Origin of the sequence: Corynebacterium frankenforstense DSM 45800 (genome assembly GCF_001941485.1) — a bacterium.
Classification (GTDB): Bacteria; Actinomycetota; Actinomycetes; order Mycobacteriales; family Mycobacteriaceae; genus Corynebacterium; species Corynebacterium frankenforstense.
This window is the reverse complement of the sequence record NZ_CP009247.1, coordinates 2,425,278-2,445,664: the sequence shown is the minus strand read 5'-3', so window position 1 is coordinate 2,445,664 and position 20,387 is coordinate 2,425,278. Positions and strand designations below refer to the sequence as shown.

14 protein-coding genes, 1 tRNA gene and 1 pseudogene are annotated in these 20,387 nt (G+C 73.9%); 8 read left to right on the top strand and 8 right to left on the bottom strand.

The genetic code is table 11. The annotated features are described in order from the left end of the window. Positions 1-51: 51 nt before the first annotated feature. Positions 52-2,148 (top strand): bifunctional metallophosphatase/5'-nucleotidase, encoded by a 2,097-nt coding sequence (locus CFRA_RS10675; RefSeq protein ID WP_075664642.1) that lies wholly within the window; start codon positions 52-54, stop codon positions 2,146-2,148. Here the strand turns inward: CFRA_RS10675 and CFRA_RS10670 are convergent. Together CFRA_RS10670 and CFRA_RS10665 are read right to left on the bottom strand one after the other, a co-directional pair. Continuing rightward, complete coding sequence (locus CFRA_RS10670) at positions 2,132-3,694, bottom strand: MmpA family trehalose lipid delivery protein (RefSeq protein ID WP_075664641.1); 1,563 nt, start codon at positions 3,692-3,694, stop codon at positions 2,132-2,134. The two genes, CFRA_RS10675 and CFRA_RS10670, sit on opposite strands and share 17 nt — an antisense overlap. After that, positions 3,691-4,926: a porin PorA family protein gene (locus tag CFRA_RS10665; RefSeq protein WP_075664640.1), complete on the bottom strand. Its 1,236-nt coding sequence runs from the start codon at positions 4,924-4,926 to the stop codon at positions 3,691-3,693. Before CFRA_RS10665 ends, CFRA_RS10670 begins: the two co-directional genes overlap by 4 nt. A 29-nt stretch (positions 4,927-4,955) precedes the next feature. On the opposite strand from CFRA_RS10665, the gene CFRA_RS11745 reads away from it, so the two are divergent. Next, positions 4,956-6,170, top strand: a complete 1,215-nt coding sequence (locus CFRA_RS11745) for an acyltransferase family protein (protein ID WP_075664639.1) — start codon at positions 4,956-4,958, stop codon at positions 6,168-6,170. A 1,230-nt stretch (positions 6,171-7,400) separates the two neighbouring features. On the opposite strand, the pseudogene CFRA_RS12020 reads toward CFRA_RS11745, so the two are convergent. The 3 genes and pseudogenes from CFRA_RS12020 to CFRA_RS10645 form a co-directional block, all read right to left on the bottom strand. After that, positions 7,401-9,305, bottom strand: a pseudogene (locus CFRA_RS12020) (alpha-(1->3)-arabinofuranosyltransferase domain-containing protein); the annotation flags it as partial. Positions 9,306-9,309: 4 nt separating this feature from the next. After that, a complete protein-coding gene (locus tag CFRA_RS10650) occupies positions 9,310-9,507 on the bottom strand; it encodes a DUF2613 domain-containing protein (protein ID WP_075664637.1) in 198 nt (65 codons plus the stop codon). Positions 9,508-9,535: 28 nt separating this feature from the next. Next, positions 9,536-10,015, bottom strand: a complete 480-nt coding sequence (locus CFRA_RS10645) for a universal stress protein (RefSeq protein ID WP_075664636.1) — start codon at positions 10,013-10,015, stop codon at positions 9,536-9,538. A gap of 167 nt (positions 10,016-10,182) precedes the next feature. Here CFRA_RS10645 and CFRA_RS10640 point away from each other — a divergent pair, with 167 nt between their 5' ends. The 3 genes from CFRA_RS10640 (at position 10,183) to CFRA_RS10630 (ending at position 15,012) form a co-directional block, all read left to right on the top strand. Beyond that, positions 10,183-11,340 (top strand): glycoside hydrolase family 3 N-terminal domain-containing protein, encoded by a 1,158-nt coding sequence (locus CFRA_RS10640; protein WP_245797583.1) that lies wholly within the window; start codon positions 10,183-10,185, stop codon positions 11,338-11,340. A gap of 107 nt (positions 11,341-11,447) precedes the next feature. Next, positions 11,448-13,139 (top strand): VanW family protein, encoded by a 1,692-nt coding sequence (locus CFRA_RS10635; protein ID WP_075664635.1) that lies wholly within the window; start codon positions 11,448-11,450, stop codon positions 13,137-13,139. 178 nt (positions 13,140-13,317) lie between these two features. Next, positions 13,318-15,012 carry an MFS transporter gene (locus CFRA_RS10630; RefSeq protein ID WP_075664634.1) on the top strand — a complete coding sequence of 565 codons (1,695 nt, stop codon included), beginning with the start codon at positions 13,318-13,320 and terminating at the stop codon, positions 15,010-15,012. 132 nt (positions 15,013-15,144) lie between these two features. Here the strand turns inward: CFRA_RS10630 and CFRA_RS10625 are convergent. Continuing rightward, positions 15,145-15,218, bottom strand: a tRNA-Gly gene (locus tag CFRA_RS10625). A 63-nt stretch (positions 15,219-15,281) separates the two neighbouring features. Here CFRA_RS10625 and dcd point away from each other — a divergent pair. The 3 genes from dcd to CFRA_RS10610 are packed head-to-tail and all read left to right on the top strand — an operon-like array spanning position 15,282 to position 17,725. Then, a complete protein-coding gene (gene dcd, locus CFRA_RS10620; RefSeq protein WP_169842192.1) occupies positions 15,282-15,845 on the top strand; it encodes a dCTP deaminase in 564 nt (187 codons plus the stop codon). Between the two features lie 48 nt (positions 15,846-15,893). Beyond that, on the top strand, positions 15,894-17,231 hold the full coding sequence (locus CFRA_RS10615) for a UDP-glucose dehydrogenase family protein (protein WP_156888011.1): 1,338 nt from the start codon (positions 15,894-15,896) through the stop codon (positions 17,229-17,231). 26 nt (positions 17,232-17,257) lie between these two features. Continuing rightward, positions 17,258-17,725: a DnaJ family domain-containing protein gene (locus CFRA_RS10610; RefSeq protein WP_075664632.1), complete on the top strand. Its 468-nt coding sequence runs from the start codon at positions 17,258-17,260 to the stop codon at positions 17,723-17,725. A 24-nt stretch (positions 17,726-17,749) separates the two neighbouring features. Here CFRA_RS10610 and CFRA_RS10605 read toward each other — a convergent pair whose 3' ends face one another. Then, positions 17,750-18,835, bottom strand: coding sequence for a glycerophosphodiester phosphodiesterase family protein (locus tag CFRA_RS10605; RefSeq protein WP_075665019.1), 1,086 nt, complete (start codon positions 18,833-18,835; stop codon positions 17,750-17,752). A gap of 118 nt (positions 18,836-18,953) precedes the next feature. Further along, positions 18,954-20,264, bottom strand: a complete 1,311-nt coding sequence (locus tag CFRA_RS10600) for a pyridoxal phosphate-dependent aminotransferase (protein ID WP_075664631.1) — start codon at positions 20,262-20,264, stop codon at positions 18,954-18,956. Positions 20,265-20,387: the final 123 nt, after the last annotated feature.

The following is a 20,387-nucleotide window of genomic DNA, read 5'->3' as shown; positions in this document are numbered from 1 at the left end:
AAACATGAGGGTGCCCCGGACCGGGGCCGCCGCAGAACCTAAGGAGCCTTCATGTCCCACCGCATCCCGCGCCGCGGTCTGGCCGCCCTGACCGTGCTCTCCGTGAGCACGCTCGGACTGGTCGTCCCCGCCGGTGCCCAGGAGGAGGAGAACGGGTCCGCCCGCTTCCACATCTCCAACATCACCGACTTCCACGGCCACTTCGCCGCCAACAAGTCCGACCCCGGCGCCGCGATGCTCAAGTGCGCCGTCGACAAGGAGGCCGGCGACCTGCCGTCCTCCTTCGTCGCCTCCGGCGACCTGGTGGGCGGCTCGCCCTACGCCTCCGCGCTGCTCGAGGACGAGCCGGCCATCGAGACCCTCAACCAGATGGGCCTCGAGGTCTCCGCGGTGGGCAACCACGAGTTCGACAAGGGCTACGCGGACCTGAAGGACCGCATTGAGCCGGCCGCCGACTGGGACTACCTGGGTGCCAACGCCGAGGGCACCGAGCTGGCCTCCTACAAGATCGTCGATCTCGACGGCGTGAAGGTCGCCTACGTCGGCACCGTCACCGACGACATGCCGAACCTGGTCTCGCCCGGCGGCATCGAGGGCATCGAGTTCACCGACCCGGTCGCCGCGACCAACAAGGTCGCCGACGAGCTGACCGAGTCCGGCGAGGCCGACGTCGTCGTCGGCCTCTTCCACGAGGGCGTCACCGACCCGGCCGCCTTCTCCGAGAACGTCGACGTCGTCTTCGCCGGCCACACCCACCAGCCCGTCGAGCCGAACCTCGACCGCCCCGAGGGCGTGCCGCTGGTCATGCAGGCCGGCAGCTACTCGCAGTACCTCAACTCCGTCGACTTCAGCTACGACCGCGAGTCCGACACCCTGACCGTCGACTCCGCCGAGCTGCTCGACGCCGCGGCCATCAACGCCTGCGGCAACCCCGACCCGGCGATCGAGGCCACCGTCAAGGGTGCTGAGGAGGCCGCCGAGGAGGAGGGCGCCAAGGTCGTCGCCGAGATCGACGCCCCGCTGACCCGCGGCGTCAACGCCGGCGGCGACCCGGGCTCCAACCGCGGCGTGGAGTCCACCGCCAACAACTTCCTGGCCGACGCGGCGCGCTGGGCCATCTCCAACAAGACCTCGGTGACCGCCGACATCGGCGTGATGAACGCCGGCGGCGTGCGCGACGACCTCGACGCCGGCGAGGTCACCTACGCCGAGGCCTTCGCCGTGCAGCCCTTCGGCAACGAGATCACCTACACCCGCCTGACCGGTGAGCAGTTCAAGAAGGCCCTGGAGCAGCAGTGGAAGGACGGCGGCGAGCGTCCCGTGCTCTCCCTGGGCGTCTCCGACAACGTCTCCTACGTCTACGACGTCGAGGCCCCGGCGGGCGAGCGCATCAAGTCCGTGACCGTCGACGGCGAGCCGCTCGATCCCGGGCGCGAGTACGTCGTCGCCGGCTCCACCTTCCTGCTCGAGGGCGGCGACTCCTTCTCCGCGCTGGCCGAGGGCTCCGAGCTGGCCGCCACCGGCCTGATGGACATCGAGGCCTTCGTCTCCTACCTGCGCGACAACGAGGACGCCGCCCCGCGCGCCGGCCAGTCCAACGTCTCCGTGCACCTGCCGGAGAAGGCCGCCGCCGGCGAGGAGATCACCGTCGAGCTGTCCAGCCTGATCTACTCCGTCGACGACCCGGCCAAGAAGGTCACCGTCCGCGTCGGCGACACCGAGGTCGAGGCCGACATTGACCCGGACCTGGGCGAGCCCGGCCACGGTGAGGCCGGCAAGGCCTCCGTCACCCTGACCCTGCCCGAGGACGCCACCGCCGAGACCGAGCTGACCGTCACCACCGACGCCGGCACCGAGGTCTCCGCCCCGCTCGGCTCGCTCACCGAGATCGACGGCTCCGGCGACGACAAGCCCGGTGAGCCCGGCTCCGGCGACGACGGCTCCTCCGGCTCCTCCGGCTCGTCCGAGTCCGGCAAGATCGTCGGCGGCGTGCTCGGCGGCCTGCTCGGCCTGGGCGCCCTGGTCACCGCCCTGCTGGCCTTCCTGCTGCCGGGCGTGCCGGGTGCCCTGCCGGGCGCGCTCGACCGCCTGTCCGAGCAGTTCCCGCAGGCCGCCCCCTTCATCGACCAGCTCAAGAACGCCCTGTGACCCGCAGGCGCCGGGCGGTGAACGCCGCCGGCGCCGCCGCGGCCCACAGCACGGTCAACACGACGCCCGCCACCTTCGGCCACACCGGGGCGGCGGGCGCCGTCGTCTGTGCGAGCACCCCGCCGTCGCGGTCGATGACCCAGCCGACGCCCAGCTGCGCCAGCGCGTCCAGGTCCCCGGCCCGCCACGCCTGATCGGCCGCCGACCAGCGCGCCGAGGGCTCGTCCACGGTCACCCCGTCGACCACCAGCCGCCCCGCGGCCACCGTGGGCAGGGCCTTGTCCCAGTAGTCGACGGTGGGCACCCCGTCCACCGGCACCAGGCCGGTGGCACCGGCCACCAGCACGTCGCGACCGTCGGAAATCTCCCGCGCGACGGCGGGCACCGGGTCCGGCACCGGCGCCAGGCGGCGCAGCGCGGCGGGGAAGTCGAGGGCCTGGACCACGACGAGCACGAGCGCCAGCCACGCCCAGCGCTCGCGGGCGCCCAGCCGGCTGAGCCCGCCGAGCCCGGCCACGAGCGCCGGCACGGCCAGCAGCACGAACTTGTGGGCGTCGCGCACAAGGCCCGCCCCGGGCACGGTGGCCACCGCCCAGGCGAACCAGCCGGGCACCAGCCACGCGGCCAGCGGAATGACGAGACCGACTCCCGCGGCCACCCACAGGGGGCGGGCCACCGCGCGCCGGCCGAGCAGGCAGAGCAGGGTCAGCGCCAGGCCGAACAGTCCGAAGCCGGCGGCCCGCGAGTCCGGGGCGGCGCCGGCGTTCCAGATCCCGCCCAGGCTCAGCAGCGTGCCGCCGGTGCCCAGGTGCGCCTCGGCGCGCGGGGCGAAGGCCGCCGCCGAGGCCGCCGTCGCCGTGCCCGCACCCGCCCCGTCAAGCGCCGCCCACGCGGCCGGCACCAGCCACGGCAGGCACAGCGCGCCCGCCAGCGCCCAGGTCAGCGTCGCATCGCCGGGCTTCTTCGCGCCGCCGGCACGGGCACCGGCACCGGCGCCGCCGCGCCGCACGGTCAGCCCGCCGACGAGCCCGCCGAGCAGCGCGCCCGTCGGGGTCAGCGCGGCCGGCACCATGCCGGCCCACGCGAGCCCCGTGCGCCCGGACAGGCCCGCCCAGGCGATCGCGGGCAGGAGCCAGCCGGCGACCGCCAGCGACCAGTGGCCCTGCAGCAGGCGCTCGACCACCGCGGGGTTGAGCAGCGTGAGCGTGGCGCCGGCCGCCGCGGCCACGGGCCCGCCGCCGACGTGGCGCACGAGCGCGACCGCCCCGCCGGCCCCGGCCACGGCCCCGGCGGCGAGGATCCCGCGGGCCAGCCAGGAGGCCGGCAGCACGAGTCCGGCCAGGGCGAGCAGGCCGTCCTGGGGCGCGTTGCGCGCCGGGAGGTCGCCGAAGCCGAAGGCGCCGGCCGTCAGCGCCGGCGAGTCGAGCACCAGCATGTCGCGGTGGGCGAGCACCCCGGGCGCGGCGAAGGGCAGCAGGACGGCGCCGACAAGCAGCGTGCACCAGGCGGCCACGGCCGCCACGGCGAGGGCGTCGCGCCGGCTCATCGCCGCGCCGGATCCGCCGCCCGCCCGCGCCGGATGAACGCGGCCACCCCCAGGCCGACCACCACGAGGGTGAGCACGCGGCACACCCACGCCAGCGCGGCCAGCGCGCGGCGGGTGTCGATCGTGCGGCGCGCCTCGTCGCGGGCGGCCGCACGCGAGTCGTCGTCCCAGTGCGTCTCGGCGGCCAGCAGCGTGCGCGCGTCGACGGTGCGCGTCGCGGAGCCGCCGATCTGCTCGACGGCCCGCGGCCCGCCCGGGGCGCGCACGGCCTCGCCCGAGCCCTCCGGGTCCGCGCCGGCCACGGTGGCGTCGGCGTACTCGGCGGGGTCCTCGGCGGCGGCCAGGTAGACGCGCACGCGCTCGGCGACGTCCACGATGCGCCCGGACTGCGGCTCGACCTTCACCTCGCGGTCGACGGCGTAGTAGGGCTCGAGGGTGACCTCGGCGTCCGGGGCCAGCCCGCGCTCGCCGAGCTGCCCGGCGTCGTAGAAGCGCCGGGCCGGGCCGCGCACCGCGAGCTGCCCGGCGGCCTCGGCGCGGTCCTCGCCGAGCGCGGCGAGGGTGTCGGTCAGCCGGTGGCCGGCCACGCGCTGGCCGTAGACGTGGGTGAGCATCGACTCCTCGGCCGGGTCGGCCGGCGCCTTGCCGCGGTAGTCGAGGTAGGTCGTCTCCATCAGCCACGGGTCGAAGTACTGGTAGGAGCGCTTCTCGGCCTCGACCGGGAAGTCGTGGGTCAGCCCCTCGCGCACGAAGTCGCCCGTCTCCTGGTCCACCCCGGCCGCCGGGATCTCGACGCCGACGCGGCTGGTCGGGTAGGCCGAGGGGAAGGTCGAGTCGCGCTCGAGCACCGCCCGGTCGTGCACCCGGGCGAGCAGCTCGCCGTCGGCGGTGACCTCGCTGCGCGCGTCGGCCAGCGCACCGTCGCCCTCGGTCTCCGCGTCGTCGGGGTCGGTGCGCGCGGCGGTGTAGTCCACGGTCCGGTCCACCGCGAGCTCCACCGTGCGGGCCAGCTCGCCGGGCGCCTCCGCCGAGTCGGCGAGCTCTTCGGCGTCCACGACCCGGGCGTCGGGGTCCACGGAGCGCACGCTGCGGCTCACCCCGACCTCGAGGTCGTACATCAGGTACAGCACCACGCGCGGGGCGACGTCGCCGACCAGCAGCAGCACGAGCACGGCCGCCAGGGTCGCCAGGGCGGCGCGCCGCCGCGTCCCCGGCTGTCCCACGAGTCCCACGGGCGCCTCCTTCCAGTACCCTGGCGCAGGTGAGCGAGGTTATCTCGGGCCAATCCTACGCACGCCGCTTCGTCGAGTCCCTCGAGGGCCTGCGCGCCGTGGCCGCCGCGGGGGTGGTGGTCACCCACGTCGCCTTCCAGACCGGCGTGGACCCGGCGAGCCACTTCGGCGCGCTGACCGCCCGCTTCGACTTCTTCGTCGCCGTCTTCTACGCGCTCTCGGCGTTCCTGCTGTGGCGCCGCCACCGCACCGACCGCCGCTTCGGCCGCTACTACCGCCGGCGCATCGCCCGCATCGCCCCGGCCTACCTCGTCTGCGCGCTGGCGGTCCTGCTCTGGCTGCCCGAGGCCTTCGGCGCCTCGCCGCTCCAGGCCCTCGCCCAGCTGACGATGACCCAGATCTACGTGCCCGACGGCCTGATCGGCGGGCTGACCCACATGTGGTCGCTGTGCGTGGAGGTCGCCTTCTACCTGGTCCTGCCGTTGCTCGCGCTCACGGTCGGCCGCCTGACCCGCCGCCGGGCGCGCGTGGCGGGCGTCCTGGTACTCACGGCGGTGCTCTCCGCGTGGCCGTGGCTGCCCTTCGTCGCCGCCGCCGACGGCGCGGTCAACCTGCAGATCTGGCCGCCCAGTTACGCGCCCTGGTTCGCCGTCGGTCTGCTGGCCGCCGAGGCCGAGAGCTGGCTCGCCGGGCGCCCCGTCGCCCGCGCCCGCGTCGCGCGCCTCGCCGCCCCGCGGGGGCTCTACTGGGCCGCGGCGATGGTCGTCGCCTGGGCCGCCGGGCGCGAGTGGTTCGGCCCGCTGGGCCTCGAGCACCCCTCACCCGGCGAGTTCAGCGCGCGGATCGCCGCCGGCGCGCTCTTCGCCGCGCTGATCGTCGTGCCCTACGCGCTGGCCCCGCGGCCTTCCGACCTCATCGCCACCGCGCCGCTGCGCCTGGCCGGCCGGTGGAGCTACTCACTGTTCCTCTGGCACGTCGCGGTGCTCGGCGCCGTCTTCCCGCTGACCGGCATCGGCACCTTCACCGGCGGCTTCTGGCCCGTGCTGGCCGTCACGCTCGTCGTCTCGTTGGCCGTCTCCGGCGTCTCGCACGCGCTCATCGAGCAGCCCGTCCTCGACTGGCAGCGCCGCCGCGAGCACCGCCGCCAGGACCGCCCCGGCCAGCAGCGCCGAGTCGCCGGCGTAGAGCCCGTGCGCGCCGGGCGGCCAGGGGGCACGCGCGAGCCACGCCGGGCCCGCCCCTAGCGCGCCCGCGACCAGCCACGTCGGCCGGATCCGCGTGAACCTGTGCACCACCCACGCGACCAGGGCCGCGCCCGCGCCGGCGACACCGCCGACGAGCACCGCCGCGAGTGTGACCACCCCGAAGCCGGCCCACTTCCGCCCGATTGACGACGCCCCGGTGGTCACCGTCGTGCGCACGTCCGGCGCGTTGCGCACGGCCGACGCGGTGCGAGGGGCCTCCGCCCCTCGCGCCAGGGCCAGGACGAGCCCCACCAGGGTCAGCGCCGCGACCGCGCCGCCGCCGAGGAGCCCGGCCCGGTAGGCCGGCTGCCCGGCGAAGGAGAACTCCACGGTGCCGCCCACGCCCGCCGGCACCCGGAAGGCCTGCATGCCCGCGTCGAGCACCGCCGGCTCCAGCTCGCGGCCGGCCACACCCGCGCGCAGGCCGGGGTTCGCCGAGCGCCCGGTCAGCAGCCACCGCTCGTGGTCGGCCGGGGCGATCTCCACCGGGCCGCCGGCCCCGCCGCCGAGGGCCTCGACGTGCTGCTCCGGCGAGGCGGTGAAGCCCGGCTCGGCCAGCTCCACCCAGTCCGCGTCGGTCTCGACGAGATGGGTGCCCGCATCGAGGTCCACGGTCCCGCCGCGGGGGACCGCCCGGCCGTCGACGAGCACCTCGGCCGCACCGGCGGCGCGGACGGTGACGGTCATCTGACGCGGGGCGGTGAAGACCCGGCGCACGGCGCCGGGGTCCGGGGCCAGGCGCTGGAAGAAGAAGGCCCGCACGTCCGGGGAGGTGTCCGGCACCTCGATCGCGCGCTGCACCCCGGCGGAAAGCTCGCTGATCCCGACGCGCTCGGTCAGCTCCACGCGCACGGGCACCCCCGCGCCGACGCGCACGGTGCGCGGCACGCCCGCGCGCAGCGTGACGTCCAGGCGCCGGTCGCCCGCGGCGACCTCGACGGTCGTGTCCGCGGTGGCCGTCACCGTCACCTCGCCGTCCGGCTGGTCCGGGGTGACCTCGAGGAACTCGCCGGCCCCGCGGCCGGGGGCGGGCCACCAGGCGGTCTGCGGGTCGCCGTCGACGGCCGCGGTCGCCGAGCGCGCCGGGTCCGCCCCGCCGAAGCTCGTCGCGTCCGCCGCCGAGGAGGAGGCGGCGACGTGGCCGCCGTGCTCGACCACCCGGGTGCGCGGGCCCGTCGAGGGGTAGTCGGGCACCGGGTTGCGCACGTCCGCGCCCTCGGCGCGGTCGGACAGCGCCGCGGAGGTCGCGTCGCGGACCTCGCCGTAGTTGCGCGCGACCAGCTGCGGGGTGTCGGTGACCACCTCGGCGTCGCCGGGGACCAGCCGGCGCACCGCCGGGCCGCCCGCGGCGTCGAGCAGCGGCAGCGCCTCCCCGCCGCCGGCGACGCGCACCGGCTCGCTGTCGATCAGCCGCATGCCGGCCCGGGCGTCGAGGACGTGCACCTCGACCTCGCCGTCGCCGAAGGTGTGCACCTCGCCGGGAAGCAGGTCGGCGACGGCGGCGGCGTCGTCGCGGGTGCGCGGGTCGTCGAGGTCGTGGCGCACCAGCACCGCGCCGATCCCGAACGAGCCGAGCGCCCGGGCGGCGGCCTCGGGGTCGGCGCGCAGCGCGGCGTCCAGCCCGTCGAGGCCGCGGATGGCCTCCGGGTCGACCAGCGGGATCGCGTCGCGCACCGCCCAGGGGTTGTCGGCCAGCGGCTGGATGGGCTCGTCGCGGGTCCAGCCCCACTCCTGGCGGGCGAAGGGGCTGGGCGGGTAGACCAGCGTGCGCGTCTCGAGGGTGTCGAGGAACGCGGCGGCCTGCGGCCAGTAGTCGGGGACCTCCTCGTAGGCGCCGCGCGGCAGCAGCCGTCCGGAGAGCGCCGGCGCGGCCGAGGCGGCGAGCATCCCCGCGACCAGCACCAGTGCCGCCGTCCGCTGCGGCGCTGACGACCGCGGCCCCCGCACCCCGCGCAGCCCCCGCCCCGCGGCCAGGCGCTCGACCAGGAAGGCCACGCCGACGGCCAGCGGCACGCGCACCAGGGGATCGAACTTGTGCAGGTTGCGCAAGGGCGCGAGCGCCCCGTCGAGCAGGCCGACCCACCAGTCGCCCAGCGGGCCGTGGCCGAGCCCCAGCACGACGAGCCCGCAGGCGAGCATCAGCAGCCACGGCGCGCGCACCCGCCGGGGCACGCAGCGCAGCCCGATGAGCCCCGCGGCGGCCACGGCGAGGGTGACGACCACGAAGACGGGCTCGCTGACCAGCGCGAAGCCGGCGCGGCGTTCGGTGTCGACGAAGGGGGTCCAGCTGGTGGTCCCGCGCAGGATCTCCGCCGGGTTGAGCCAGCGGGTGGTCACCCCGGCGGACTCGATGAAGTCGGTGAACGGCGGCGCGTACCGGCCGAGCACCAGCAGCGGGATCAGCCACCAGAGGCTGACCAGCACAGATCCCGCCGCCCACGTCGCCGCGGTGGCGCCCAGACGGCGACGCGATGCGGCGTCGTCAATCAGGCGCCACAACAGCACCACCGCGCCGGGCACGCAGGCGGCGAGTGTCGCGGTGGCGTTGACCGCGCCCATCAGCGCGACGGGCAGGGCGGCGGCCGCGCCCGCGCGCCAGCCGGGGCGGCCGAGCAGCGCGAAGACCACCCAGGGGGCGAGCATGACCGGCCAGGTCTCCGAAGAGATCGCGGTCAGCGTCGTCAGCACGCGCGGGGCGGCGACGAAGGCGACGGCGCCGGCGACCTGCGCGGGCGTGCCGCGCACACCCAGCCGGCGCAGCAGGGCGAGCATGCCGGAGTAGCCGACGGCGAGCACGAGCAGCCACCAGGCGCGCTGGGCGAGCCAGTCGGGCAGCCGGTCGGTCAGCCAGAAGAAGAGGCCCTGCGGGAAGAGGTAGCCGTAGGCCTGGTTCTGCAGCTGGCCGAGGGTGAAGGTGTCCGTCCACGCGTCGAGTGCGCGGGCGAGGAAGCCGCCGGGGTCGACGGCGAGGTCGTGTTTGGTGTCGGCGGCGGTCAGCCCCGGCTGCTGGAGCAGCACTAGGGCGGCGAGGACCAGCCAGCCGATGACGTGCGCGCGCCAGGGGGCGGGCAGGGCGTGCCAGGGGGTGGGCAGGGCGTGCCGCGGGCGCGCCGGGTTCAGGGCCGCAGAGGCCATCGCGTCAGTCGCGCGAGCCGTACTCCGGTCCGCCGAGCAGCGCGTTGTCCGCGGTCACGGCCTCGCCCTGGGGGACCGAGTCGGCGCCGGTGAACATGGCGACGCCCATCACGGCGACCACCCCGAGGGCGACGCCGACGACCGCGCTCGCCAGCGCGGGACCGACGGAGCGGCGGTTGAGGGAGTCGGATTCGAGGGCCATGCCCGCAACCTTAGCAGCGCGGGCGGGCCTATTCGTCCGCGTCGTCGTCCGCGTCGTCCTCCTCGGGCGGGACGATGAACAGCGGCACCTCGGAGTTCTTCAGCAGCGCGTCGGTCACGGAGGTCTGCCACAGGGCGCGCAGCCCGCTGATCCCGCGCGCACCGGCGACGATGACGTCGGGGCGCAGCTCGCCAGCGGCGTCCAGGATCGCCGACCAGGTCGAGGTCGCCGACTCGACGAGGTGGGCCCGGGCGTGCAGGCCGAGCTCCTCGGCGAGCGCCACGCCGGCGCGGCAGGTGTCGCGGGCATGGCCGTAGGCGGGGTCGTCGGCCTCGGCGGTGTCCGGCCAGTCGCCCTGGTGGTTGCCGGTCATGGAGCTGGCGCGCGCGGCCTGGCGGTACATCGGCTCCCAGGCGGTGATGATCTCCACATGCCGCGGCGCGAGCAGGCGCGCGGCGTAGGTCAGCGCCCGGCGCGACTCGTCCGAGCCGTCGAAGGCGATGAGCATGGTGGTTTCTGCTGGGCCGGGGTTCACGGTCTTCCTCCCGAGGTCGGGTAGCTTCCGGGGTCCGCCCGTTTCCGTGCACGGACGGTTGTGCCGCCAGTCTACGTCCCGGCGGGGTAGGTTCGGGACCGTTCCGCCTCCCCGTCCACGCCCCACCGAGAGGAGCCGCCGTGCCCGCCCGCCGCGTGTCCGCCGTCGCCGCCGTCCTGGCGTGCGCGCTGCTCACCGCGTGTTCCACCGGCTCAATTTCCGACGCCCCGTCCGCCCCCTCGGCTGCGTCGCCGCCGGCGTCGGCGCCTGCGTCGACGGCCCCCGCCGACGCGGAGGCCGCGGAGGCCGAGGCGGCGAAGAAGGCCGAGGAGGCCGACGCCGAGGCGCGCCGGCTGGCGGCCTCGCTGATGGTCGTCGGCGTCACCGACTATGACTCCGCGCGCGCGGCGCTCGCCGCCGGGGCCGGCGGCATCTTCGTGGTCAGCTGGTCGGACCCGGGGCTGCTCACCGAGCCGGGCCGCGACATCCACGCCCTGCGTGCCGAGTTCGGCGAGGACTTTGAGGTCTCCATCGACTTCGAGGGCGGGCGCGTGCAGCGCCACGCGGACGTCCTCGGCGGCATCCCCGCCCCCCGCGAGCTGGCCGCCGCCGGGCCGGACGAGGTCCGCCGGGTCGCCTTCGAGCTGGGCACCCGGCTGCGCGCCCGCGGCATCGACACCGACTACGCCCCGCTCGTCGACGTCGACACCGCCGGGCTGGACATCATCGGCGACCGCGCCTTCGGCACCGACCCCGCCGCGGCCGCGCAGGGCGCGCAGGCCTTCGCCGCGGGGCTCACGGACGCCGGGGTGCGGCCCGTCTACAAGCACTTCCCCGGCCACGGCGCGGCCAGCGGCGACACCCACGAGGGCCCCGCGGTGACCCCGCCGCTGGGCGAGCTGGAGCACCTGGACCTGGCCGCCTTCGGCCCGGCGGTCGCCGCCGCCCCGCAGGGCACCGGGGTCATGGTCGGCCATCTCAGCGTGCCGGGGCTGACCTCGGGGGACACCCCCGCCAGCCTCGACCCGGCGGCCTACCGGCTGCTGCGCTCGGGCGCCTACCCCGGCGGGGTGCCCTTCGAGGGCCCGATCTACACCGACGACCTGTCCGGTATGGCGGCCGTCTCCGAGCGGGCCACCCCGCCCCAGGCCGCCGCCCGCGCCCTGGTCGCGGGGGCGGACCGGGTGCTGTGGTCCTCCGGGGAGGGCCTCGACGAGGCGGTCGACCTGGTCGCCGCGGCCGTCGCCGACGGCGGCATCACGCTCGACCAGCTGCGCGCGGCGGCGGCCCGCGGCTGAGGATCCGCGGGTGCACGGTGCAGATCCGCGGGTGCACGGTGTGACCTCCGGGTACGCGGGTCGCTAGGGTTGAGCGCGTGACAGACTCGTATTCCCTGGACGATCACGTGCGCGACGACCGCGACGACTCCGGTTCCGGCCGCTGGGTGAAGGTCACCGCCGGCGTGCTCGTCGGTCTCTTCCTCATCGCCGCGATCGTCTACGTCGCCGACTACCTGGCGACCCGCGACAACGTGCCCCGCGGCGCGACCGTCGGCGGGGTGGCCATCGGCGGCATGAGCCAGGACGAGGCGCGCCGCACGCTCGAGAGCGAGCTCGGCGGCCTGGCCGTGCGCCCGGTGAGCGTGACGGCCGGGGAGATGAAGGAACGCTTCACCCCCGCCGAGGCCGGCGTGGGCCCGGACTGGGCCGCGACCGTCGCCGCCGCCGGCGAGCAGTCCGCCAACCCGCTGACCCGCCTGCGCGGGCTGTTCACCACCTACGAGGTGGACATCGTCAGCGAGGTCGACGACGCGCGGTTCCAGCCCGCGCTGCGCCGCGTGGTCACCGGGCTGACCCGCGAGCCGGTCGACGGCCGGGTCAACGTGGACGGCGGCCGGGTCAACGTCGACGAGCCGGTCGACGGCCAGCAGGTCGACCGCGAGCAGCTGCGCGAGGCCATGGTCACCGGCTGGGCCGACCCCGAGGGCGTCGAGGTGCCCGCGGACGTGACCGGGCCGGCCATCGGCGAGGACGCCGTGAAGGAGGCCGCCGACGGACCGGCCGCCAAGGCCGTCTCGGCGCCGGTGACCGCCCACGGGCGCGAGGACATCGACGGCGTGCTGCCCGTCGAGCGCATGGGCGAGGTGGTCACCTTCCGCCCGGACGGCGACCGCCTGGTCGAGGAGGTCAACGTCGAGGCCGCCCGCGGCATCCTCGCCGAGGGCCTGGACGAGAGCGAGCAGCCGCAGCGCAACGCGCAGATCCGCTTCGTCGGCGACACCCGCGACATCACCCCGCACTCGGACGGTGTCTCCGTGGACTGGGACGCCACCCTCGAGGGGCTGCCCGGACGCATCACCGGCGACGAGGACCGCGAGTTCGACGCGGTCTACAAGGACGAGCCGGCCACCTTCACCACCGAGATGGCGGAGAAGGCGACGTTCGACGACGTCGTCGGTGAGTTCACCACCGGCGGTTTCTCCGACACCTCGGGGCAGAACATCCGCCGGGTCGCCTCCCAGGTCGACGGCGCGATCGTCGCGCCGGGCGACACCTTCTCGCTCAACGGCTACACCGGCCCGCGCGGCACCGCGCAGGGCTACGTCGAGGGCGGCATCATCATCGACGGCCGCGCCGGCAAGGCCGTCGGCGGCGGCATCTCCCAGTTCGCCACCACCCTCTACAACGCGGCCTACTTCGCGGGCATGGAGGACGTGGCGCACACCCCGCACAGCTACTACATCTCCCGCTACCCGGCCGGCCGCGAGGCCACCGTCTACGAGGGCGCGATCGACCTGGTCTTCCGCAACACCAGCCAGTACCCGGTGCGCATCGAGACCTCGGTCGGCGGCGACAGCGTGACGGTGCGCCTCAAGGGCGTCAAGCAGGTCGATGTCGAGTCGGTCAACGGCGGCCGCTGGGCGCAGACCAGCCCGCACGAGCAGCAGGTCTCCGGCCCGGACTGCTCGCCGTCCTCGGGCGCGCCGGGCTTCACCACCTCGGACACCCGCATCATCCGGGACCTGTCCGGCAACGAGATCTCGCGGGAGACCCAGACGACGGTCTACGACCCGCAGCCGATCGTCCGCTGCAGCTAGCCGCCGGGGGAGACGACGGGGAGAGGACTCGGGGAGATGAACGGGGAGCACCGGAGAGTGCTCCCCGTTTAGTTGGGTGGGGGAGACTGCAGCGGTCGATGGTGGTCGGTATCGTTACCGCACAGCGCCGCCTCACGGGGCGGGCCTCAACCGACGTCAGAATCCACGAGGAACCATTATGTCTCAGCACTACGACCTCTACGCCTCTCTCGGGCTGAACCGGGAGGCGAGCTGTGAGGAGCTCGGCGCCCAGCTCACGGCGCGCCTGGAGACCCTCCGCCAGGAGGGTGCCGGACCTGACTCGCCGCAGGTCGACGAGGTCTCCACGGCCCGCACCATTTTCTCCGACCCGCAGCTGCGTCACCTCCACGACGCCCGCCTGAATGACCCCGAGGCCACGCCCATCGACATTCCGGCGCTGCACGAGCTCGCCGCCTCAGGCTCGGGCCACCGTGACGTGCCGGCCGCACCGGCCGCTCCCGCCGCGCCGTTCGCCCCGGTCGAGGCGAACGAGCCGGGCAAGGCGGACGACCTGGGCAAGGTGAACGAGCACGACAAGCTGGATGACCTGGGCAAGGTGAACGAGCCGGGCACGGTGGACAGCCTGGGTGAGTCGGACGACTCCGCCGGTTCCACGGCCGTCCCGCTCTCCGAGGCGGAGACCACCAAGGTGCGCGTCGACGACGCCCCCGCGGACAAGCCGGGCGCGCACGCTGAGCCGGACCTCAAGGACCACAAGGATCACAAGGCCCCCGAGGGCGACAAGGACCACGACGCCCCGCAGGCCCCGCTGTTCCAGCAGCCGGGCCAGGCCGGCCCGCAGGGGCCGCAGGGTCCGCACGGCCCGCAGAACCAGCAGGCCCCGAACTTCGGCCAGCCCGGTCAGCCCGGTCAGCCGGGCCAGCCCGGCCAGCAGGGCCCGCAGTTCCAGCAGCAGAACCAGCAGCCGCAGGCGCCGACGCCGCAGCAGCCCCCGAAGCAGTACCGGCTCCGGGACGCCGAGGAGCCGGCCGCCACCTTCAAGGAGCGGCTCGCCCAGCTGCCCGGGCTGCCGAAGGCGATCGTCTACACCGCCCTCGGCGGATTCGTGGTCGCCCTGCTCGGCATCTTCATCCTGCCGGGCCTCGTCTACGCCGCCTTCGACTCCGGGCAGTCGGACATCTTCGGTATCTCGGACGCGTTCACCGGGAGCGCGCTCCTGGCCGCCATCCCCGTCTCGTTCGCCCTCTGCTTCGGGCTCTGCCTCCACGCGCTGGCGCTGGCTCTGCTGGTGCTGCGCGGCCGCAGCGAGCTGAACAACTGGGCCCTCATCGCCTCGACGGCCCCCATCGTCTGCGGCGCCCTGATGGCGCTCCTCTTCACCAACTTCCGGATGTCCTGGACGGCCCTGTTCGCGCTCTTCTACGCGATCGCGCTGATCATCATGCTGTCCATGGCGGAGACCCGCGCCTGGTTCCAGGGCAAGATCCGCGAGGAGATCCCGCAGCCGCAGTTCCAGCAGCCGCAGAACCAGTTCCAGGCGCCGGGCCAGTTCGGCCAGCCGCAGCAGAACCGCTTCCAGCAGCCGCAGCAGCCGCAGCAGCCGCAGTCGGGTCAGTTCCCGCAGCAGGGCCAGTTCCCTCAGCAGCCGCAGTCGGGTCAGTTCCCGCAGGGGCCGCAGTTCCCGCAGTCGGGCCCGTTCGGCCGGCCGCAGCAGCCGGAGTCGGGTCAGTTCCCGCAGTCGGGTCCGTTCCAGCAGCCCCGGCAGGGCCAGTTCCCGCAGGGGCCGCAGGGCCCGCAGTTCGGCCGGCCGCAGCCGGGTCAGCAGCAGGACCCGCAGTTCCCCCGGGGCCCCCAGGGTCAGCAGAACCCGGGCTCCGGTGAGAACCGCTAACTGAGCCTCAGGAACACCCCGAGACCGCCCCGAGGACGAAGGCCGGACCGCGATCACGCGTCCCGGGGCACCCGAAGCACCCCGAATCACACGAAACCCCTGAACCGGAGGCCCGGTCCAGGGGTTTCGATCTGGAGCCGATGACGGGAATCGAACCCGCGTATTCAGCTTGGGAAGCTGATGTTCTGCCATTGAACTACATCGGCACTGGCGTACACCTTAACACCGCGCCGACCCCTCGGGGAAACCCGGTCGCTACCATGGGGGACGTGCTTCTCTCCGACCATGACATCCGCTCCGCGATCGAGTCCGGGGACCTGGGCATCGAGCCCTTCGACCCGGAGCTCATCCAGCCGTCCAGCGTTGACGTGCGTCTCGACAGGTTCTTCCGGGTCTTCAACAACTCCCGCTACACCCACATCGACCCCAAGCGGAGGATGTCGGAGCTGACCACCCCGGTCGAGGTGGCCGAGGGCGACTCCTTCGTGCTCCACCCCGGCGAGTTCGTGCTCGCCTCCACCCTCGAGTGCTTCACCCTGCCGCCGCACCTGGCCGGCCGCCTCGAGGGCAAGTCCTCGCTGGGCCGCCTCGGCCTGCTGACCCACTCCACGGCGGGCTTCATCGACCCGGGCTTCTCCGGCTTCATCACCCTGGAGCTGTCCAACGTGGCCAACCTGCCGATCGTGCTCTACCCGGGCATGAAGGTCGGCCAGCTGGCGATCTTCAAGATGTCCTCGCCGGCCGAGGTGCCCTACGGCTCCGCCTCGTTGGGCTCGAAGTACCAGAACCAGCGCGGCCCGACGCCCTCGAAGTACTACCTCAACTTCGACTGACCCCGCTCGCGCTGCGGCCCGGCGGGGGAGGGGGTAGACATGACTGTCATGAAGATGACTGTCATCGGTACCGGTTATCTCGGGGCGACCCACGCGGCGTGCATGGCCGAGCTCGGCCACGACGTCCTCGGCGTCGACGTCGACCCCGCCAAGATCGAGGCGCTCAGCGACGGTCGGGTCCCGTTCTTCGAGCCCGGCCTGCCCGAGGTCCTCGAGCGCACCATGGAGTCCGGCCGGCTGCGCTTCACCACGGACTACGCCGAGGCCGCCGGGCACGCCACGGTGCACTTCCTGGCGGTGGGCACCCCGCAGCAGCGCGGCAGCTACGCCGCGGACCTGACCTACGTCCACGCGGTGCTCGACGACCTGGTGCCGCGCCTGGAGGGCCGCCACCTGGTGCTCGGCAAGTCGACCGTGCCCGTGGGCACCGCCGTCGAGCTGCAGGAGCGCGTCGACGCCCTGGCCGCCGAGGCCGGCAGGGGCGCGGAGGTCGAGATCGCCTGGAACCCGGAGTTCCTCCGTGAGGGCTACGCGGTCAAGGACACCATCACCCCGGACCGCATCGTCGTCGGCCACCGGACCGACCGCCCGAGCACCGCCGTGGAGACCGCCCGGGAGATCTACGCCCGCCCGCTGGACGAGGGCACCCCGTTCTTCGAGATGAACCTGCCGACCGCCGAGCTGGTCAAGGTCTCCGCGAACGCGTTTTTGGCCACCAAGATCAGCTTCATCAACGCTGTCTCCGAGATCTGCGAGGCCACCGGCGCCGACGTGACCCGGCTCGCCGACGCCATCGGCGTCGACGACCGCATCGGCCGGAAGTTCCTCGGCGCGGGCCTCGGCTTCGGCGGCGGCTGCCTGCCCAAGGACATCCGCGCCTTCATGGCGCGCGCCGGCGAGCTCGGCGTGGACCAGGCCCTGACCTTCCTGCGCGAGGTCGACGCGATCAACCAGCGCCGCCGCGAGCGCGTCGTCGAGCTGACCCGCGAGCTGACCGGCGGGCGGCTGATCGGCCGCCGCGTGTGCGTGCTGGGGGCGGCCTTCAAGCCGAACTCCGACGACGTGCGCGACTCCCCGGCGCTCAACGTCGCCGGTTCCCTCTCCCTGGCCGGCGCCTCCGTGAGCGTCTACGACCCGCAGGCCATGGCCAACGCCGCGCGCGTCTTCCCCACGCTCGGCTACGCCGGCAGCGTCGAGGAGGCCCTCCAGGGCGCCGAGGTCGTCGTGCTGGCCACCGAGTGGCGCCAGTTCCGCGACCTCGACCCCGCCGCCACGGGTGAGCTCGTCGACGAGCGCGTGATCATCGACGCCCGCAACGTGCTCGACGCCGACGCGTGGCGCGCCGAGGGCTGGACCGTCGCCGCCCTGGGGCGTGCGTTGAATTGACGACGCCCCCGCGCAAGCCGGCCGGGATGAGCTTCGAGACGTTCGTGGAGCGACGCATCCGGGAGGCGCAGGAGCGCGGTGACTTCGACGACCTGCCCGGCGCGGGCAAGCCGTTGCCCGTGCGCCGCGGGCCGGACACCTGGCTGAGCCGGCGCCTGGCCGCCGAGGACGTCGACCGTGAGGCGCTGCTGCCGCCGGCGCTGCGGCTGCGCAAGGAGCGCGAGCGTCTGGCGGGAAAGGCCCGCACCTGTGCCACGGAGGCCGAGGTCCGCGAGCTCGCGTCCGGCTTCAACCGCCAGGTCGCCGAGGTGATCCGCCAGGGCGTCGGCGACGGGCCCAACCTGCCCGTGCACACGGTCGACGTCGACGAGCTGCTCGGCGAGTGGCGCGCGGCGCACCCGCCCGCGCCGCGGGTGCGCGCCGACGTCGAGGGGCGCGACGTCGTCAATCGAAGCCGACCCAGGCGCCGGTGGTGGCTGTGGTGGCGGCGTTGAGTCGCTGAGCCGCAGAACCGTCGGCTACTGCCGGGCCCCGCCCGGCAGGTAGGTGATGCCGCGCTCGTCGAGGATGCCCTTCAGGCGCGTCGGGTAGTCGGTGATGATGCCGTCGACGCCGAGGTCGATCATCTTCTGCATGTCGGCGGCCTCGTTGACCGTCCACGGGATCACCGGCAGGCCGGAGGCGTGGGCGCGGGCGACGAGGTCCTCGTCGACGAGCTCGTACTCGGGGGAGAGCGCCCCGGCGTTGAGCTGCGCGGCGGCCTGGGTGATGTCGCCGTCGACGGCGTCGAAGTCCACGTCGCCGGTCCACACGGAGTCCGGCTTCCAGGTGGTGTCGTCCCAGAGCAGGACCGTCATCAGCTTCGGCTCGGCCTCGTGGACCAGGGGCAGGGAGCGCCAGTCGAAGGACTGGATCGTCGCCCGGTCGACCACGTCGCGCTCCTGGAGCACGGGCACGATCGCGTCGACGAACTCCTGCGGGCTGGCCGACTTCTCCGGCTCCTCGGCCTCGATCTTCGTCTCGATGTTGAAGCGGACCTCGGGCTCGCCGGCGGCGACGTCGAAGACGTCCTCGAGGCGGATCAGCGAGTTGGCGTGCGGGTGCTCGGCGTCGGGGAAGTCCTCGAGCTGCTTGTTGCAGTTGAGGGTCTGCAGCTGCTCGTAGGTCAGCTCGTGGACGAGCTTGCCCACGTAGGGGAACTGCTCGTCGCCCTCGGTGACCGGCTGGGTGTCCTCGCACTTCTCGGGGTCGATCTCCGGGTCGTGCCAGACGACGGGCACGCCGTCGGCGGAGAGGACCACGTCGAGCTCCAGGGTGGTCACCCCGGCCATGAGGGCCTCGGAGAAGGCGCCGGAGGAGTTCTCCGTCCACTCGCCGCGGCCGCCGCGGTGGGCCTGCAGGTCGAAGGTGTCGCCGAGCATCTCGCCGGCGCCGACCAGGTTCTCCTCCTGCGACTCCGTGGTCGGCTCGGCCTCGCCGTCGCCGCCCTCGTCGTTCGAGCAGCCGGTCAGCGCCAGGGAACAGGCCGCCAGGACGGCGGCGGTGGTGCGCACGGTGTTCTTCGTGCTCTTGGTGCTCTTCGCGCGGGGCAGGAAGCGGGACATCATCTGGCCTTTCGGGGGTCCGGGGCTGCCGCTCTCGGCGGCGGGTGGGTCCGCGGTCACGATAACCCCGCCCGCGCCGCCGCGCAGCCGTCGTGGGCCTCGGGTGCCCGCCCCGCCGCTACTGCTTGTAGCTCGCCAGGAAGTTGCCCAGCCGCTCGATGGCGGCGTCGAGCTCGGAGACCCACGGCAGCATGACCACGCGGAAGTGGTCCGGCGTCGGCCAGTTGAAGCCGGTGCCCTGGACCAGCAGGATCTTCTCGCGGCGCAGCAGGTCCAGCATCAGCTGGGTGTCGTCGTGGATGTCGTAGACCTCGAGGTCCAGCTTCGGGAAGGCGTAGAGCGCGCCGCGCGGCTTGACGCAGCTGACGCCCGGGATCGCGTTGAGCTTCTCGTAGGTCACGTCGCGCTGGCGGGTCAGGCGACCCATCTCGCTGGTCAGGTCGTAGATGGACTGGCGCCCGCCGAGGGCGACCTGGATGGCGTGCTGGGCCGGCACGTTCGGGCACAGGCGGGTGCCGGCGAGCAGCTCGAGGCCCTCGATGAAGCCGCCCGCGTGGTCCTTCGGGCCGGTGAGCACCATCCAGCCGGAGCGGTAGCCGGCCACGCGGTAGGCCTTGGACAGGCCGTTGAACGTGATGGTCAGAAGGTCCGGGGCCAGCGTGGCGATCGAGACGTGCTGCGCGTCGTCGTAGAGGATGCGGTCGTAGATCTCGTCGGCGAGGATGAGCAGGTCGTACTCGCGGGCGACCTGGACGATCTTCTCCAGGACCTCCTTCGAGTAGACCGCGCCGGTCGGGTTGTTCGGGTTGATCACCACGATGGCCTTGGTCTTCTCGTTGACCTTGGCGCGGATGTCCTCGATGGAGGGGTTCCAGTCGTCCTCCTCGTCGCAGAGGTAGTGGACGGCCTTGCCGCCGGCCAGCGTGGTCGCCGCGGTCCACAGCGGGTAGTCCGGCATCGGGATCAGTACCTCGTCGCCGTCGTTGAGCAGCGCCTGGGTGACCATGGTGATCAGCTCGGAGACGCCGTTGCCCAGGAAGACGTCGTCGACGTCGAAGTGCGGGAAGCCGTCGATGAGCTCGTAGCGGGTCACGATGGCGCGGCGCGCCGGGATGATGCCCTTGGAGTTGGAGTAGCCCTGCGAGGTCGGCAGCGCGGCGATCATGTCGCGCACGATGACGTCCGGGGCCTCGAAGCCGAAGAGCGCCGGGTTACCGGTGTTGAGCTTGAGGATGCGGTGACCCTCCTGCTCGAGCCGCTCGGCCTCGGCGGCGATCGGCCCGCGGATCTCGTAGAGGACGTCCTTGAGCTTCTCCGACTGGTCGAACTCGCGCCGCGGCCGACGCCGCCGGGCGGGCTTCGCGGCCTGTGCGGGCTGCGCGCTCTCGGCGGTCTCGGCGGACGTGTTCTTCTGCTTCTTGGTACTCACGGGACCTATCGTGCCACGTGACGACGCCCGCGCGGGAGCCGGTCGCAGCATTTCTTGCGGTGGTCGGTGCGCGCCGTGGCGGAATCAGGGTAGGGCCGTCAGGGGTGGGGCATCAGGAGTGGG

Bases quoted from the DNA above. Each gene is read 5' to 3' on its own strand.
- CFRA_RS10615 (WP_156888011.1), top strand. From the start codon at position 15,894: ATGAAGATGACTGTCATCGGTACCGGTTATCTCGGGGCGACCCACGCG.
- CFRA_RS10650 (WP_075664637.1), bottom strand. From the start codon at position 9,507: ATGGCCCTCGAATCCGACTCCCTCAACCGCCGCTCCGTCGGTCCCGCG.
- CFRA_RS10645 (WP_075664636.1), bottom strand. From the start codon at position 10,015: ATGCTCATCGCCTTCGACGGCTCGGACGAGTCGCGCCGGGCGCTGACC.
- CFRA_RS10675 (WP_075664642.1), top strand. From the start codon at position 52: ATGTCCCACCGCATCCCGCGCCGCGGTCTGGCCGCCCTGACCGTGCTC.
- CFRA_RS10605 (WP_075665019.1), bottom strand. From the start codon at position 18,835: ATGTCCCGCTTCCTGCCCCGCGCGAAGAGCACCAAGAGCACGAAGAAC.
- CFRA_RS10610 (WP_075664632.1), top strand. From the start codon at position 17,258: ATGAGCTTCGAGACGTTCGTGGAGCGACGCATCCGGGAGGCGCAGGAG.
- CFRA_RS10630 (WP_075664634.1), top strand. From the start codon at position 13,318: ATGTCTCAGCACTACGACCTCTACGCCTCTCTCGGGCTGAACCGGGAG.
- CFRA_RS10670 (WP_075664641.1), bottom strand. From the start codon at position 3,694: ATGAGCCGGCGCGACGCCCTCGCCGTGGCGGCCGTGGCCGCCTGGTGC.